This window comes from Corallococcus sp. M7 (assembly GCF_054512695.1).
In genome coordinates, this window is the sequence record NZ_CM137252.1 from 1,631,096 (window position 1) to 1,647,705 (window position 16,610).

Sequence of the window (16,610 nt, forward strand, 5' to 3'; positions counted from 1 at the left end):
CTCCCGGGCTCCCCCATGGGCGCCTCGGTCCTCCTCGTACACGACGACATCGCCACCATCGCCGCCGTCCGGCGACTGCTGTCCCGCGAAGGGCACGAGGTCATCCTCGCGACCTCCGCCGCGGACGCGCTCATCGCTTTCGGGCATCACCTGCCGGAGCTCATCGTGCTCGCGCCGGGCGTGGAGAGCGGCCGCGGGCGCGTGGTGTTGGAGGAACTGGTGCAGCACCCGGAGGGCCACAAGGCCCGGGTGCTGCTGCTGAGTGAGGCCATCGAGGGCTTCAGCGCGCCGGTGGCGCCGCTGCCCCTGGACGGCCCGAGCTTCGTGACGCTGGTGGACACGTTGATCCGCGCGCCGGCGGAGGCGGATGGCTGGCGCGTGGTGGAGAACCGGACGCTGGGGGACCCGGCGAAGGGGAGCGCCCCGGCGGACGAGGACTGGCATGTGACGGCGCCGCGCTCGGTGGGCGGGGACCCCGCGCTGGCGAACGCGCTGTTCGGGGACCTGGCGCCGCTGAACCAGACGGACTGGGAAGTGGCGGCGATGACGCGCGAGGAGCGCAGCGCGCACGCCGTGCACCAGCAGCGCGAGCGCAGCTTGAACGCCGCGCTGGAGCAGTCGCACCTGGAAGTGGAGACGGAGGCGATCGCCTCCATCGACTCCGCGCTGTCGGTGGGCACGAAGTCGCAGTGGGCCGGAGCGGCGGAGGAGGGTGACTCCGGCGAGGCGTGGGGCGAGGAGGATCCGGACGCGAACGTCGGCAACGAGTGGGACGCGGAGCCGCCGAACGCGGAAGGTGCGGACGAGGGCCGTCCACCGGAAGCGCGCACCACGTTGCGCTTCCCGTTCCCGAACGCCGAGGGCGAGGAGGATGCGCCCGCCGAGGGGCGGCTCGCGTTCCGTGAGGAGCCGCTCACCCCTCCGGGGCTGAAGCCGGTGAAGGCCGCGCCGAAGCTGGGGGACGAGGGGTTCTTCGACGTCGATTCGGACGAGGACGGCGGCGCGGCGAAGGCGGCGGAACCGGAGGGTTCGGAGCCGCTGGCGTGGAAGGAACTGGAGCCGGATCCGGAGCTGCGTGCGTCTCCGGGCGGCGTGGATGATTCCGACGAGACGGACTTCGGTTCGGTCGCGGACGACGTGGCGGCGGAGGAGCGGGCCGCGGCTGCGGCGGCGAGTGCACCTGAGGAGGACGCGCCCTCGGAGCCGACCGCGGAGGAGCTGGCGGCGGCGGGCCTGTCGAACTGGGACGTGCTGGAGGCGGACCTCAAGGCCTCCGCCGAGGCGCGCGAGCGGGACGAGGACTCCTCCTCGGACGACGCGAAGCCGGTGGGTTCGGACTGGTTCGACTCAGAGACCGTCGAGGAGGCGAAGGAGGAGGGTTCCAAGCCCCTCCAGTGGTCGGAGCCCGCGAGCCCGGCCAAGGCCGCGTCGCGTCCGGACGAGGCCACGGAGTCGCGCGAGGGTGGAACGGCGGACAGCGCCGCGCCGCGAGTGAATCCCGAGAGGCCGCTGCGTGTCGCGGCCCGTGTCCCGCTGCGCTCGTCGGGAAAGAGCAACGCGGGCGTCGTGGCGACCGTGGGCGTCGCGTCCGCGACCCCGGGCGATGCGACAGGCGCGGGTAGCAGCGCCGTGAATGCGTCCGGTGCTGGTGTCGCGGCAGGAGCAGGCGGCACGTCCACGCGACCGGCCAACGAGTCCGGAGTGGGTGACCCGGCGGGAGCCGGTAACACCGCCGCGCATCCGGGCGACAAGGCCGGAGCAGGAGATGCGGCGGGAGCCGGTGGCCGCGCTGAGGGCGTGAGCGGCTCGTCCGGAGCTGGGGCGGCGAGGGCCAGTGGCACCGCCGCGCATCCGGGTGACAAGGCCGAAGCAGGAGATGCTGCGTCGCCAGCCGGAACCTCCGCGAATCCGCGTGACGGTGCCTCGTCGCGCGCGGACGCCCGGCTGGAAGTCCAGGCCCAGTCGTCACCCCTGCAGGTGCCAGGTGGCCTGCAGCGGGCGAACAAGACGCGCGTCCAGGAGCAGGAAGCCCCCGCGCCAGCGCGCACGGACGCGGCCGAGCCGTCATCGGATCTCGCCGCGGAGCTGGAATCGTTGCGCGAGGAGCTTGCGCTGGCCCACGCCGCCATCGAGGAGGCCGAGGCCCGAGCCGCCGACGCGGAAGCCCTGGCCGAATCGGAGCAGTCGCTCCGCGTCGAGCTGGAAGAGCGCATCGCGAGCGAGGAGCGAGCACGCGAAGACGCGCGGCTCGAAGCGGACGCGGAGGTCGAGGCCCGGAGCGCAGTGGAGGTGCGGGCCGAAGCGGAGGTTCACGCCCGCGCCCGCGCCGAGTCCCTGTTGAAGCAGGCCTCGGCGGCCAAGGAGGCCTCGGAAGTCCGGGCCGTGTCCGCGACGGAGGCCCTCGCGGAGGTCGAGGCGCGGCTCGCCTCCGAGGCTGGAAGCCGTGTGGAGGCTGAAGCCCGCGCGGAGGCCGAGGCGCGCGACCGCCGTGAAGCCGAAGCCCTCGCGGAGATGGCCCGGCTCGAGATGGTCGAGCTCGAGAAGCGCCTCGCCACGGAGGTCCAGGCGCGCGAGGAGGCTGAGCTCCGGGCCCGCCAGGAAGCGCAGACGCGCGAGGAGGCAGAAGCCCGCGCCGAGCTGGAGCAGGCCGCGCGCACGGACGTGGAAGCGCGGCTCGAAGCCGAGATCGAGGCAAGACTCGCGGCCGAAGCCCGCGCGGAAGCGCGTCAGCGAGCACAAACCGAGTCCGACCAGGCAGAGAGCGCAGACGCCACGCTCCGTGCGGACCTGGAGTCTCGGCGCGCCGAGGCGGAAGCCAGGGCCGAAGCCGAGGCGAAGGCACGCACCGCCGCCGAAGCGAAGGTGAAGCACTCCGCGCAGGCGCTGTCCCTGGTGGAGGTGAGAGCCCACCAGCTGGCCCAGTCGCTGGCCGAGTCCGAAGCGAAGTCGAAGCAGTCCGCGCAGGCGCTGGCCCAGGCGGAGACACGGGTGCAGCAGGCCACGCAGGCGCTGGCGCAATCCGAAGCGAAGGCGAAGCAGTCCGCGCAGGCCCTGGCGCAGGTGGAAGCCAGGGCGCAGCAACTGGCGCAGGTGCTGCTCCAGGGCGAGGCCAAGGCAAAACAGTCCGCCCAGGCCGTGAGCCAGGCCGAGGAGGCCCGAGCCGCCGCGGAAGCCACCGCCGAACGAAACGCCGAAGCCCTGGCGCAGGCGGAGGCCCGGGCCACGAAGGCCGAGGAAGCCCTGGCCGAAGCCCAGGCCCGAGCGGAAGAAGCCGAAGCGGCGAGGCAGCAGAACGAGACGCACTTCGCGGAGACGCTGAGCCAGGCCAACGCCCGGATGGAGCAGCTCAAGCAGGCCCGCCAGCGAGCCGAAGCCAAGGCCGCGCAGCCCGCCGAAGCCCTGCTCCAGGCGGAAGCCCGGGTGGAGCAACTGACGCAGGCCCTGAATCAGGCTCAGGCCCGCGAAGAACAGCTCAGCGCCGAAGCGAAGAAGACCGCCGAACAGCTGAAGCAGGCCCTGGCCGAAGCCAAGGCCCGCGAAGAACAGCTCAAGCAGGCGCGGACCGAAGCCGAGGCTCGCGCGGAGCAACTCCAGCAGCTCCAGGCCAACTCGGGGACCCGCGAAGGCCAGTTCACGCAGGTCCAGGCCGAAGCCCAGGCCCGCATCGAACAGCTCACGCAGTCGCTCACCGAAGCGGAAGCGCGAGCAGAGCAGCTCACGCAGGAGCGCACGGAAGCCGAAGCCCGCATCGAAAAGCTCACGCAGGAGCGCACGGAAGCGGAAGCGCGCGCGGACCAGCTTGAGCAGGGACGCACCGAAGCCGAGTCTCGCATTGAGCAGCTCACGCAGGCGCGAGCCGAAGCAGAGGCGCGCGCGGATCAGCACGCGCATGCGCGCACCGAAGCCCAGGCGCGCATCGAGCAGCTCACGCAGGAGCGCACGGAAGCGGAAGCCCGCGCGGAACAGTTGGCGCAAGCACGCGCCGAAGCCCAGGCGCGCATCGAGCAGCTCACGCAAACACACGCCGAAGCCCTGGCGCGCATCGAGGAACTCACTCAGGCGCGCACGGAATCCGAATTGCGTGCGGAGCAGTCCACGCGCGCGGGCACCGAGGCCCAGGCGCGCATCGAGCAGCTCACGCAGGCGCTCACGGATGCTCAGGCGCGCATCGAGGAACTCACTCAGGCGCGCACGGAATCCGAATCGCGTGCGGAGCAGTCCACGCGCGCGAGCACCGAGGCCCAGGCCCGCATCGACCAGCTCACGCAAGCACACGCCGAAGCCGAGTCGCGCGCGGAGCAGTCCATCCGCGCGAGCGCCGAGGCCCAGGCCCGCATCGAGCAGCTCACGCAGGAACTGACCCAGGCCCAGGCCCGGACGGATCAACTCGCGCAGGCCCAGTCCCGCGCCGAGCAGTCCACGCACGACGCGGACGAACTCGCCCGGACCCGCCTGGCCCAGGCCGAACAGGCCCGCGCCGAAGCGGAAGCCACCGCCGAACAGCAGCTCCAGGCCCGCACCGCCGCGGAAACCCGCGCCCTCCAGGCCGAGCAGAAGGCCGCCGAAGCCACCGCCAAGGCCACGTCCGAAGGACGCCTGCGCACCGTGCTGGAAGTCCGCCTCGACTCCGAGGCCCGCGCCCGCCAGGACCTCGAAGCCCGCCTCGAAACCGAGTCCCAGGCCCGCACCGCCGCGGAGTCGCGCCTCGCCGCCGAGACCCAGGCGCGCACCGAAGCCGAAGCCCGCGCCCGCTCCGAATCCACGGACCTCACGCAGGCCCGAGACACCCTGCAAGCCCAGCTCGATCAGCTCCGCGAGGAGCTCACCCGCGAGCGCGAGACCCGCACCCGGCTCGAAGCCGAAGCCGTCGAACAGCGCCTCCAGGCCGAACGCGAGCGTGCGGAGCTCGAAGCCCGCGCGCAGCGGGACGCGGAGGAAGCCGCGGCCCAGGCCCGCGCCACCATCATCCCGCTCGAATCGCCCGGCCGTCCGGAGATGGCGGTGTCCCGCAGCGGCAGCCTCACGCAGGAGGGCCTCGCGCGCCTCATCCTGCGGCTCTGCGACGCGCGCATGGAGGTGCGCCTGGAGCTCAAGGTGATGAACGCCTTGCGCGTCCTCTGGCTGCGCGATGGAACCCTCGTCGGCGCCGCGTCCTCCGCGCAGGGCGAGTCACTCGTCGACCGGGCCCGCGCGGACGGCCTCATCGACGCGCGCCAGGAAGCCGAGCTGCGGCTCGTGCGCAGCGCCACCACCGGTACATTGCTGGAAGCCCTGCGCGGACGCGGCTACGTGCGCGAAGCCGAATCCGTCCCGCTGGTCCAGCGCTACACCGAACAGGTCTTCCTGGACGCGCTCGCGGAGCCCTCCACGCTCTACCGCCTGGTGCCGGAGCCAGCGCCCCACGAGGTCGCGCTCGCCGCCGCCACGCGCCCGCCGCTGCACCTGCTCGCGGAAGGACTTCGCAACACGCTCACCGCCGAATCGCTCCTGGACGCGGCGGGCTCCCTGCGCGCCCAGGTCTCCCGAGGCGACGCGCACATGCCCCCCGCGGACTTCGGCCTCTCCGCCCGCGAGCTCCAGCTCCTCCAGGCCGTGGACGGCGAACGCACGCTGGAGTCACTGCTCCTGGGCGCGGGCCTGCCGCAGGACGGCGCGCTCAAGACGCTCGCGGTGGCGCGGACGCTGGGCCTCATCGCGCTGCATCCGCCTTCGGAAGACGCCCAGGGCGACCTGCCGCCGGAGCTGGACGTGCACCGCCTGGAGGCCAAGTTCGAGGAGATCCAGGACGCGGACTACTTCACCGTCCTGGGGCTCGCACGCTCGGCCGGCAGTGAGGAGGTCAAGCGGGCCTACGCACTGCTCGCCGCCGAGTTCCACCCGCTGCGCTTCGCCGGCCATCCGGACCCCGCGCTCCAGCACCGGGCGCAGCAGATCCGCGCGGTGTTGACGGAGGCCGCCCGGGCGTTGGGAGACGACCGCCTGCGGGGCGAGTACGCCCGTAATCTGCTCGACTGATGCCCGGTGGAACGGTTGCCCGTCGCGGTCCGGAGGGGTTAAGAGTCCCCTCCATGGTTCGCGAGATTCTCATCTGGCCCGACCCCATCCTGAAGCAGAAGGCCAAGCCGGTGGCGAAGGTGGACGACAAGGTCCGCGCGCTCATCAAGGACATGTTCGAGACCATGTACGCCGCCGAGGGCGTCGGTCTCGCCGCGCCGCAGGTGGGCATCCTCCAGCGCATCATCGTCCTGGACACCCGGCCGCAGCAGCCGGACTCCAAGCCCCTGGCGATGATCAACCCGGAGTTCGTCGCGCTCGAAGGGGAGACGACCTACACGGAGGGCTGCCTCTCCATCCCCGGTGAAGCCGAGGACGTGGACCGCGCCGCCGTCGCCACCGTGCGCTACCTGGATGAAGAGGGCCAGGAGCAGACGCTGCGCTGTGACGGCCTGCTGGCCATCGCCGTGCAGCACGAGACGGACCACCTGGACGGCACCGTCTTCGTGGACCACGTCTCCACGCTCAAGCGCGAGTTCATCCGCAAGCGCATGAAGAAGCTCAAGGCCTCGCGCGAGCAGGGCGCTCCGGCGTCCGCTTAAACCTTCGCGGTGGCGCGCACGCCCTTCTTCGGGCACTTCGCTGCCACCACGCAGGCGCCGCAATCGGGCGAGCGCGCGAAGCATGTTCGCCGCCCGTGCCACACCAGCAGCTGATGCCCCAGCGTCCACCGCTCGCGAGGCAGCAGCGCCTGCAGGTCCTTCTCCACCTTGTCCGGGTCTTCGTGGGGGGTGAAGCCCAGCCGGTACGCCAGCCGCTTCACGTGCGTGTCCACGGGGAAGGCCGCGTCGCCGCCCAGGTGGATGCACACCACGCCCGCCGTCTTCAGCCCCACGCCTGGCAGCTCCGCCAGGGTGTCGCGCACCAGCGGCACCTGCCCGCCATGCTCCGCCACGAGCGCGCGCGCCGTGGCGACGATGTTCTTCGCCTTCGCGCGGTACAGCCCGCAGGTGCGGATGAAGGGCTCCACGTCCGTGGGCTCGACGCTCGCGTAGGCCCGGGCATCCGGGAAGCGGGCGAACAGGGCAGGGGTCACCAGGTTGACGCGCTTGTCGGTGCACTGCGCGGACAGGATGACGGCGACCAGCAGCTCCAGCGGCGTGCGGTAGTCCAGCTCGATGCGGGCGTCCGGCATGGCTGCTTCCAGACCGTCCAGGACCGCCACCGCGCGCTGCCGCTTCTCACCCACTGTCTCTCGCCGGGCCACGCGGGCGTTGTATGTCACGGGGCGGCCCCGCCCAAGCGCCATGGCGGGGCATCCCTTTTCACGCAGCGAGGAGAACCATGAAGCCCATCGACTTCCGCTCCGACACCGTGACGAAGCCCACGCCCGCCATGCGCAGGCTCATGGCCGACGCGGAGGTCGGCGACGACGTCTACGGCGAGGACCCCACGGTGCGCCGCCTGGAGGAGCGCGTGGCCGAGCGGCTCGGGCTGGAGGCCGCCGTCTTCGTTCCCTCCGGCACGCAGGCGAACCAGATCGCCATCGGCGCGTACTGCCGTCCCGGCGACGAGGTCCTCACGGAGGAGGGCAGCCACATCCTCCAGTACGAAGGCGGCGCGGTGCCGGCGCTGTGGGGCGTGCAGCCGGGGACCCTGCCGGGCGAGCGCGGCCTCTTGAAGCCGGAGACCGTCGCGGCGGCGGTGCGCGAGGACAACATCCACAACCCGCGCACGCGCCTCCTGTCGCTGGAGAACACGCACAACCGCGGCGGCGGCACGGTGTGGCCGGTGGAGCGCTTCAAGGCGGTGGTGGAGGCGGGGCGCAAGGCCGCGCTCGCGGTGCACCTGGACGGCGCGCGGCTGTTCAACGCGGAGGTGGCGGCGGGCAAGCCCGCGTCCGCGTGGGCGTCGCTGACGGACTCGACGTCGGTGTGCTTCTCGAAGGGGCTGGGCGCGCCGGTGGGCTCGGCGCTCGCGGGCAAGAAGGACGTCATCCGCGAGGCGCGACGGCTGCGCAAGCGGCTGGGCGGCGGCATGCGGCAGGCGGGCATCCTCGCGGCGGCGGCGCTGCACGCGCTGGAGCACCACGTGGAGCGCCTGGCCGAGGACCACGCCAACGCGCGCCGACTGGCCGAAGGCCTGGCCCAGGTGCCGGGCGTGAAGGTGGACCTGTCCCGGGTGGAGACGAACATGGTGTTCGCGGACCTGGTGCGTCCGGCGGCGGAGGCCTCCGCGCTGCTCTTGAAGCAGGGCGTGCTCGCCAACCCCACCGGCCCGCACTCCATCCGCCTCGTGTGCCACCTGGACGTGTCCACCGCGGACATCGACGACGCCCTGGCCCGCATCCGTCAGGCCTTCGCCGGCTGACCCGGGCCACCCCCGGCGCGGTCCCCCAAAAACCTGTCCGACAGTCGGACAGGTTCGCGCGGATCGCCGCCAGGGCGAGCCGCTGTCATCGGAACGACGGTCCTCCGGGACCCGGGGACGAGCCCCCGTCACGCGCCCGGGTGCGGACCGCTCGCACCTGTGCGCCAGGGGATGATCCACGGCCCGGAACAGGTGGACGGCCCGGCGCGTGGTAATCTCGCCCCGCCGTGCGCCGACCCGCCGTCCTTGCCCTGCTGGCCCTCTCCGCCTGCGCGACGCCGCGGCCGGGGAAGATGAGCTTTGAGGAGCTATACGCGACCTCGGGCGACAGCGGCTTCGCCAACAGCAGCACGCCCTTTCTCCCCCGCGAACCGGAGCGTGCCCGCGGGCCCCTGGCTCCGGAGCGCTCCCCGGAGCTGGAGTCCGCGCTCACCGCGTTCACGCAGCAGGCCCAGGCCTACCGCCAGAAGGTCCAGCGCGGCAGCGCCATGCCCGCCGAGCAGGTGCGCAACTGGGAGGCGATGAACGCGGCCCTGGACGCCTTCCTGGCCCGGCCCGTGGAGCACACCGACACCCGCGACCTGACGCGCGCCCGGGGCGTGATGGAGGCGGAGCTGGAGCAGGACGCGCGCCTGTACGGTGACATGCCGGGCTCGCTCGCGGAGGCCGTGGTGGTGCGCGTGGGCCGCCTCATCGTGCGCGCGTCCACGCTGCGCCGCTGGGAGCAGCCACCGGAGCCCTCCGGTCCGCCGCGCCTCGCGTGGCCCGTGGAGCCGGTCACCATCACCAGCCTCTACGGCGACCGCTGGCACCCCATCACCGGACAACTGCGCCGCCACTCGGGCGTGGACCTGGCGGCGCGCCGGGGACAGCCCGTGGGCGTCGCGGACCGGGGCGTCGTCCTGCGCGCCGGCTGGAACGGCGACCACGGCAAGATGGTGGAGGTCCAGCACGACGGCCAGTGGGTGACGCGCTACAGCCACCTGTCCGAGGTCCTGGTGACGACCGGCGAGGTGCTGGCGAGAGGCGACGTGGTGGGGCTCGCGGGGGACACGGGCCTCGCGACCGGCGTCCACGTCCACTTCGAGCTCTGGCACGACGGCAGTTCACTGGATCCGCTGGAGGCGCTCGTCGCCCCCGAGGCGGCCCCGGACGCCTCCGACGAGGAGCGTCCCGTGGCCCGCATGCCGGCGGAGTCCCCCGTCCTCACGTCCCAGGGGCGCCACCCGGCCGCGGGTTCGCGCCCCTGAGGGGAACGGGCCTTCAGAAACGGCCCTGCGACTACAGCGAGTTCTTCAGCTCCTTGGCCGGACGGAAACCGACCGTCTTCGACGCCTTGAGCTTCATCATCTCGTTGGTCTGCGGGTTGCGGATCTTCCGCGCCTTGCGCGAGCGCAGCGACCACGTGCCGAACCCGGGGTAGCTGAAGCGCGTGTCCTTCTTCACCGCCTTGCCGATGTTGGTGAAGACGCTGTCGAGGATCTGGGCAGCCTGCTTCTTCGTGAGCCTCGACTGCGCAGCCACCACCTCCACGAGCTCTGCCTTGGTCATGACACCCCTCCTCTGTGCGTTGTCTGGCGTTGAACGAGCGGATGGCGGAGGTAACAAATCGAGGTTTCGACTGTCAATGCGCCACCTGCTCCCAGGCCGGAAATTCGGCCTCCGGATGAAAACTGGCCTCTGAAAATACACCCTGTAGAGAGACGGGAGGATCGCATCTTTTGATACATCCTCACACTCCTGCTTTCCACATCAGGGGAAGTGATCGTCTGATGATCGATTCCGCATGAAAGGCATTGGAAAATCGATCACTTAGCAGTCGCCGCTGATCCAGCTCCAGCAGGGTGCCATCAGGGGGCTAGAGTGCCTGCCCGCGTGTCCACCCGACTGCTCCCATGGCTCCTCGTCCTGTTGTGCGCCTGCTCGCGGCCCGCCCCACGGCCCCAGACGACGGCCGAGCTCTGGGTGGATGGGGCGGCCCCGGGCGGTGACGGCACCCGGGAGCGGCCCCTGCGATCGCTGACCGAGGCCCTGGCCCGTCCCGGCCCGAAGCGCGTGCACCTGGCCGCCGGCCGCTACGAAGGCCCCTTCCGGCTGCCAGTGGGCATGCAGCTCATAGGGGAGGGCCACTCCACGATCCTGATCGCGGTGGACCCCGGAACCACCGTGGTGGAGGCCCCAGGAGACACCGCCCTGGAGTCCCTGGTGATCGAGGGAGGGGGCTGGGGCCTGGACGCCCGGGGCCCCATGCGGGTCCACACCGTAACCTTCCGGAACCAGGCCCGGGGCGCCATCCGGCTGGGCGCGGGTCCGCTGGAGGGCAGGGGGCTGCGCTTCGAGGCAGGAGCGGCCAGCCGGGCTCCGCCTGCGGTGGGCGTGCTCGTGGAGGCCGGAACCGCGGAGGCCTCCGCGCCCTCCCTGATCCTCCGGGACAGTGCGTTCGTGGGGGCTTACGACCGCGCGGTCCGGGCCCGGAGTGGGGCCACGGTGCGCCTGGAGGGGGTGGACTTCCAGGGCCCCCGGATGGCGCTGAGCCAGGAGGGTGGCGTGGCGAACGTCGAACGGGCACGGGCCACCGGTGGTACGGGTACGGCGTTCTCCATGGTGGAGGGCGCGCTGACGCTGGTGGACGTCCGGGTCCAGGGGCACGAGTACGGCGTGACGGCCAACCAGGTCCGGCTGTCGGTGCGGGGCTTCACCTCCGAGCAAGCCACGCGCGCCGGGATGGGGCTCACCGCGACGACCGGCCTGCTGGAGGACGTGACCGTGAAGGACGCGGGCACCTACGGGGCGCTTCAGCTCACCGCCTCGGACCTGGAGGTGCGGCGCTTCCGCCTGGAGGGCTCACGGGAATACGGCGTGGTGGCGCTGCAGGGCCGCGTGCGCCTGCGGGATGGCGTCATCCAGGGCGTGAGCACGGCGGATGGCATCACGGGAGACGGACTCCACCTGCGCCAGGTGGAAGCGGACGTCGACACCGTGACCGTCGAAGGAGCGAAGGGGACCTGCGTGCTGGCGACGCAGCGGGCCCGTGCGACGCTTCGCAACGCGCGGCTCTCGGGCTGCGGGCTCGCCGCGTTGGCCGTGGATTCGAAGGCCACCCTGGAGTCCCGGAACGTCGACGTGCGCGACACGCCGGGCTCCATCCTGGTGGCCATCGAAGAGGGCCAGTTGCAGGTGGAGGACCTCACCGCGAAGGACGCGCGCGGCGAGCTGGTCTCCACCGACTGCGAGGGCCAGACGCGCGTCCGCCTCCGCCACGTCGACGCGAGCACCACACGAGGCCTGCGCTCCCCCTGCGTCCAGCTCGACGCCCGCTCGCCTCAGCCCTGAGCGGGAGCGGACGTGGGCGGCAGCGGCGTGGCGCGCTGTTCGAGCCACTCGCGAATGACGGGGTAGACCTCCATGGGCGCGCCGGTGCCGAAGATGAGGTCGCCGTGGCCGTAGTCCATCTTGTCCCCACGGTCCCGGCCAAAGACATGCAGTGTGCGATCCGGTGATGTGAGCAGCGCGTACTGCGCCTCCACGTTGGCGGCGGTGGCCAGACGGTCCGCGCTGCCGCCCATCACGAGCACGGGCAACTGGAGCTTCGCGATGCCCGCGCGCCAGTCCGTCTTGCGGTCGTAGGACCGGAACGCGTCGTGGGAGATCCAATCCTGGAACTGGAGCAGCACCTTGCGGCTCATCGCCGCCATCATGTTGACGGACAACTGCCGCAGGACACGCGGCGGAACATGGCGGGGGTTCACGACGATGTCCGACAAGGGCAGCGCGAGGTAGCCCAGGAAGGGCGCCATGCTGGCGCTCACCCACGCCTGCCGGATGCTCCCGGGCCACGCCGCGCGCACGCCCAGCGAGATGAGCGTCCGCAGGAACGGCTCCGACTTGAGATACACCGGCGCGCCCAGCTCGAGCAGGCCCGCCAGCTTCCCGCCATCGGGCCCCTGCGCCACGCCGTACCCCACCAGGCCCCCCAGCGAGTGGCCCAGCCAGAAGGCCTGCTTCGCGCCGGTCTCCTTCAGCGCCAGCTCCAGCAGGGCCGGGCCGTCGTGGTTGATGTGGTCGTCCACGGTGAAGTCCGTGGGCCGCCGGCCCCTGGGCGGACGTTGCGAGTGCCCGGTGCCGCGCCACTCCACGCTGAAGCAATCGAAGCCGGCTTCGGTGAGGTAGTGGGCCACGGAGTAGGGCGGCTCGAAGTCGAAGGTGAAGCGGTTGGCCGCCAGCCCGTGGCACAGCAGGACGGGCTCCGCGAAGCGGCGCACCGGGGCCCGCCGGGCGTGCACGGTCAGTTCCCACCCATCCGCGCACTTCACGCGCAGCATCTCGGGGAGAGGGCCCCTGAGGCGGTACCAGCGCCTCACGAGCAGGACCCACCCCACGTTCACCAGCAGCAGGACGGCCGCCAAGGCCAATCCCCACAGGGCCCACTGCCCGTACGGCATTTCTCCTCCCATAGGACCGGGGACTGACTCCGGCGCGAATAAAACCCTGCTAAGGTCCGTTCCCTCGCCGTTTCTGCCACATGGGCAGCCGACCACCTGGGGAAGTCGAGGGAACGATGAAGCTGCGGAAACTGATGTTCGTGCTCCCGAACCTCTTCACCGTCACTTCCATCTTCTGTGGCTTCTACGCCATCACCCTGTGTTCGGGTGAGGCTGAACCGGTGCAGCTGTACCAGGCGGCCCTGGCCATCCTCTTCGCCATGTTCTTCGACGGGTTCGACGGACGGGTGGCCCGCCTGACGAAGACGCAGAGCGACTTCGGCATGCAACTCGACAGCCTCGCGGACGTCATGTCCTTTGGCGCGGCGCCGGCGCTGCTCGTCTACAAGTGGGCGTTGGCCCCCATGGGCTTCTGGGGCCTGTTCATCTCCTTCGCGTTCATGGCCTGCGGCGCCATGCGGCTGGCGCGCTTCAACGTGCTCGCCATGCGCAACCCGCACGGCGGTGGCGGCGGCTTCTTCGTGGGGCTCCCCATCCCGCTGGCGGCCGGCGTGCTCGTCTCCCTCATCATCTCCCACCACGTGGCCTCGCAGGGCGAGGCGCTCGGTGACGGCGCGCGCGTGCCGGTGGCGGTGGCGGTGGGCGCCCTGTCGCTGCTGATGGTGTCCACGGTGCGCTACCGCACCTTCAAGGACGCGCGTCCCAGCCGCAAGACGGCGCTCGTCTTCATGGCCATGGCGCTCACGGGCGCGTTCATCGCCCAGCAGTTCCACCCGGCCTGGGTGCTGGTGACGTACTTCGCCGCGTACCTGGTCATGGGGCTGGTGGAGTCCGCGGTCTCCGTGCGCAGCCGGCTGGCGTCGCGCAAGGTCGGTGCCGTCGCGGCGGTGGCCGTGGCCGCCGGTCTCGACGAGGACGACGACGAGGACTCCGAGCCCAACGCCACGGACGACGGTCCCGCGTTCCTCTGAGCAGCCGAGCGCGGGAGCCGGGACGCGGACCGTGCCGGCCGCTAGGATGCCCGGCCCATGCGCGTCGAGCTGCTGTGCACCGGTGACGAGCTCGTCACCGGCCTCATCACGGACACCAACAGCACCTATCTGGAAGCCCGCCTCTTCGACCTGGGGGTGAAGGTCGCACGAGTGACGCTGGTGGGCGACGTGCGTCCGGACATCACGGGCGCGCTGCTGGAGGCCTCGGCGCGCGCGGACGTGGTCATCGTCTCGGGAGGCCTGGGCCCCACGTCGGACGACTTCACGCTGGAGTGCGCCGCCGCCGCAGCGGGCGTGTCCATGGAAGAGGACGCGCGGGTGCTCGGCTGGCTGAAGGAGCGCTACGCCGCGCGGGGCATGGCCCTGAATCCAGGCGCCCTGCGCATGGCGCGCATCCCCGCGGGCACCGAGCCGGTGCGCAACCCCCAGGGCTCGGCGCCGCTGGTCATCCAGCGGTTGGGCCGGGCCCACCTGTTCTTCCTCCCCGGTGTCCCGCGCGAATACCGCGCCCTGGTGGACGGAGAGGTGCTGCCGCGCGTGAGGATCTGGCTCGCCGCCGAGTCCGGTCGCACGTTCCGGGCCTTCCGCCTGCTGCGAACCGTGCGCCTGCCCGAGTCCGTGCTGAACGAGCGGGTGATGCCCCTGGCCCCCAGCCACCCCAGGGTGGTGTTCGGCTTCCGGACGCACGCGCCGGAGAACCACCTGAAGCTGATGGCGGAGGCGCCCACGCAGGCGGAGGCCGACGCCGCGCTCGCGGCCGCGGAGACCGCATGCCGGCTGGCGCTGGGCACGCACGTCTACGGCGCGGATGGCAGCGAGTACGCCCCCGTCCTCCTCGAGCTGCTGGCGCGCGGCGGTCACACGCTGGCGGTGGCGGAGAGCTGCACGGGCGGCCTCGTCGCGCAGGAGCTCACGGCCGTCCCGGGCTCCAGCCGGGTCTTCATCGGAGGGGCGGTCGCCTACTCGGAGAAGATGAAGTCCGCCTGGGTGGGCGTGCCCCCGGACATCCTCGAGAAGCACAGCGCCGTGTCGTCCCAGACGGCGCTCGCCATGGCGGAGGGAGTCCGCGCCGCCTGCGGTGCCACGTTCGGCCTGTCCGTCACGGGCTACGCGGGCCCCGGTGGCGGAACGCCCGAGGACCCCGTGGGCACCGTGTACTGCGGTCTGTCCGGTCCCGGAATGGAGCCCCGCTGCGAGCGGATCTCGCTCGCGGGTGACCGGGACCGGGTCCGTCTGTTCGCCGCGTCCCACGTGCTGGAAATGTTGAGGTTGCACCTGCTCGCCGCCGCCCCCGTGTCGCCATGAGCCGCTCCAAATCAAAGCGTCCCCGTCCTTCCGCCCTGGAAGCGCCGTCCACGGTGCCCCCGGCCCCCGCCACCGCGGGCGAACCCGTCCCGGCCACGCCCGAATCTTCCGCGCTGCTCGCCAGCCCCACGGCGGCCACGGAGCCCACCAGCCCTCCCGCATCGCCGTCCGGAGCAGGAGCGCATCCGGTGCGAAGCGCGGTGCGACTGTGGCTGTCCGCCTACCGGGTGGAGGTGGTGCTGTTCCTCGTCGCGTTCGCGGTGCTGTCCAGCTTCAGCTCGCAGCGCTTCCTGCGGCAGAGCGCCGCGCCGCACTTCATCTACCAGGCGCAGTCCTGGCTGGAGGGACGGCTCGACGTGGATCCGCAGGTCCTGCCCAACCTGGAGGACTGGGCCTGCGTGCGGCTGGTGGACGGCCAGAAGGTGAGGTGTGAGGGACGCCCGCTGCGCGATGACCGCTGGTTCGTCAGCTTCCCGTCCTTCCCCGCGGTCGCGATGCTCCCCTTCGTCGCGCTGCACGGCTACCAGTTCAACGACACGTCCTTCGGTGTCTTCGTGGGCGCGCTCGCGGTGGCGCTGTTCTATTCGCTGCTGCGCTTCCTCGCGCAGGAAGGGGAGACGGAGCGCAACCGCGACGACAATGTGGTGATGTCGCTGGTGCTCGCCTTCGGCACGCTGTTCTTCTACTGCGCCATCCGGGGCGAGGTCTGGTTTGGCGCGCAGGTGATGGGCGTGGCGCTCACGTGTCTGTACGTGCGCAACGCCGTCAAGGCGCGGCGTCCCGTGCTCGCGGGGCTCTTCTTCTCCATGGCCGTGCTCACCCGCACGCCGCTGGTGTTCGCGGGCCTCTTCTTCGTCCTGGAGGCGCTCTGCCCCGGTCCGGACCGGCTGGCCCAACTGAAGGCCCTGCCCACCACGTGGAAGCCCGCCCTCCGCAAGCTCGTCCTCTTCGGCGCGGGGGCCGCGCCCCTCGCGGTGCTCGCGGCTGCGTACAACGTCTACCGCTTCGGAAAGCCCGGCGAGTTCGGCCACTCGTACCTCTTCAACAACCGGGTGAACGTCGACATCGACCGCTTCGGGCTCTTCAACCTCGAGTACCTGTCGCGCAACCTCCAGGCCGCGTTCCTCAAGCTGCCCCAGGTGTCGCTGTCGCCGCTGAAGCTGTCGTACGACCCGCATGGGCTGACGCTGCTGCTCACGCTGCCCCTGCTGGTGTTCCTGCTGGTCCCCCGCACGCGTCCCCGTCTGCACTGGCCCCTGTGGCTGACCGTGGCGGTGTGCGCGTTGCCGGGGCTCTTCTACCAGAACACCGGTTACATGCAGTTCGGCTTCCGGTTCAGCCTGGACTACACGCCCTACTTGTTGCTGCTCTTCGCCATTGGCGGATGGTCGCTGCGCAACCGTGCGGTGATTGCCGTGCTGGCGCTTGGCGTGCTGGTGAACTTCTGGGGCGCCGTGGCCTTCCGTGGCTACACGGAGTACGTGCGGAACTGGTAGGCCTCCAGAGT

11 protein-coding genes are annotated in these 16,610 nt (G+C 71.6%); 8 read left to right on the plus strand and 3 right to left on the minus strand.

Annotated features, from left to right (window positions below; genetic code table 11):
• The first annotated feature begins 15 nt into the window (after nt 1-15).
• Both ACX114_RS06765 and def read left to right on the plus strand, forming a co-directional pair.
• Complete coding sequence (locus ACX114_RS06765; protein WP_459295874.1) at nt 16-6,015, plus strand: response regulator receiver protein; 6,000 nt, start codon at nt 16-18, stop codon at nt 6,013-6,015.
• Nucleotides 6,016-6,068: 53 nt separating this feature from the next.
• Complete coding sequence (gene def / locus ACX114_RS06770) at nt 6,069-6,596, plus strand: peptide deformylase (protein WP_459295876.1); 528 nt, start codon at nt 6,069-6,071, stop codon at nt 6,594-6,596.
• On the opposite strand, the gene nth is transcribed toward def, so the two are convergent.
• Nucleotides 6,593-7,303 carry an endonuclease III gene (gene nth, locus ACX114_RS06775; protein ID WP_459295878.1) on the minus strand — a complete coding sequence of 237 codons (711 nt, stop codon included), beginning with the start codon at nt 7,301-7,303 and terminating at the stop codon, nt 6,593-6,595. The two genes, def and nth, sit on opposite strands and share 4 nt — an antisense overlap.
• A 35-nt stretch (nt 7,304-7,338) precedes the next feature.
• Here nth and ltaE point away from each other — a divergent pair, with 35 nt between their 5' ends.
• Together ltaE and ACX114_RS06785 are read left to right on the plus strand one after the other, a co-directional pair.
• On the plus strand, nt 7,339-8,364 hold the full coding sequence (gene ltaE / locus ACX114_RS06780; RefSeq protein WP_459295880.1) for a low-specificity L-threonine aldolase: 1,026 nt from the start codon (nt 7,339-7,341) through the stop codon (nt 8,362-8,364).
• Between the two features lie 227 nt (nt 8,365-8,591).
• On the plus strand, nt 8,592-9,614 hold the full coding sequence (locus tag ACX114_RS06785) for a M23 family metallopeptidase (RefSeq protein ID WP_459295882.1): 1,023 nt from the start codon (nt 8,592-8,594) through the stop codon (nt 9,612-9,614).
• A 31-nt stretch (nt 9,615-9,645) separates the two neighbouring features.
• Here the strand turns inward: ACX114_RS06785 and ACX114_RS06790 are convergent, their stop codons facing one another.
• Complete coding sequence (locus tag ACX114_RS06790) at nt 9,646-9,915, minus strand: HU family DNA-binding protein (RefSeq protein ID WP_120550461.1); 270 nt, start codon at nt 9,913-9,915, stop codon at nt 9,646-9,648.
• A gap of 324 nt (nt 9,916-10,239) precedes the next feature.
• On the opposite strand from ACX114_RS06790, the gene ACX114_RS06795 reads away from it, so the two are divergent.
• A complete protein-coding gene (locus ACX114_RS06795; protein WP_459295885.1) occupies nt 10,240-11,697 on the plus strand; it encodes a right-handed parallel beta-helix repeat-containing protein in 1,458 nt (485 codons plus the stop codon).
• Here the strand turns inward: ACX114_RS06795 and ACX114_RS06800 are convergent.
• Nucleotides 11,688-12,806, minus strand: coding sequence for an alpha/beta fold hydrolase (locus ACX114_RS06800; RefSeq protein ID WP_459295887.1), 1,119 nt, complete (start codon nt 12,804-12,806; stop codon nt 11,688-11,690). The two genes, ACX114_RS06795 and ACX114_RS06800, sit on opposite strands and share 10 nt — an antisense overlap.
• A 116-nt stretch (nt 12,807-12,922) precedes the next feature.
• Between ACX114_RS06800 and pssA the strand changes: the two genes are divergently transcribed.
• The 3 genes from pssA to ACX114_RS06815 are packed head-to-tail and all read left to right on the plus strand — an operon-like array spanning nt 12,923 to nt 16,599.
• On the plus strand, nt 12,923-13,777 hold the full coding sequence (pssA, locus tag ACX114_RS06805) for a CDP-diacylglycerol--serine O-phosphatidyltransferase (protein WP_014394190.1): 855 nt from the start codon (nt 12,923-12,925) through the stop codon (nt 13,775-13,777).
• Nucleotides 13,778-13,834: 57 nt separating this feature from the next.
• Entirely contained in the window at nt 13,835-15,103 is a 1,269-nt protein-coding gene (locus ACX114_RS06810; protein WP_459295889.1) for a CinA family nicotinamide mononucleotide deamidase-related protein, read from the plus strand.
• Nucleotides 15,100-16,599 (plus strand): hypothetical protein, encoded by a 1,500-nt coding sequence (locus tag ACX114_RS06815; RefSeq protein ID WP_459295891.1) that lies wholly within the window; start codon nt 15,100-15,102, stop codon nt 16,597-16,599. Before ACX114_RS06810 ends, ACX114_RS06815 begins: the two co-directional genes overlap by 4 nt.
• The last annotated feature ends 11 nt before the right edge of the window (nt 16,600-16,610 follow it).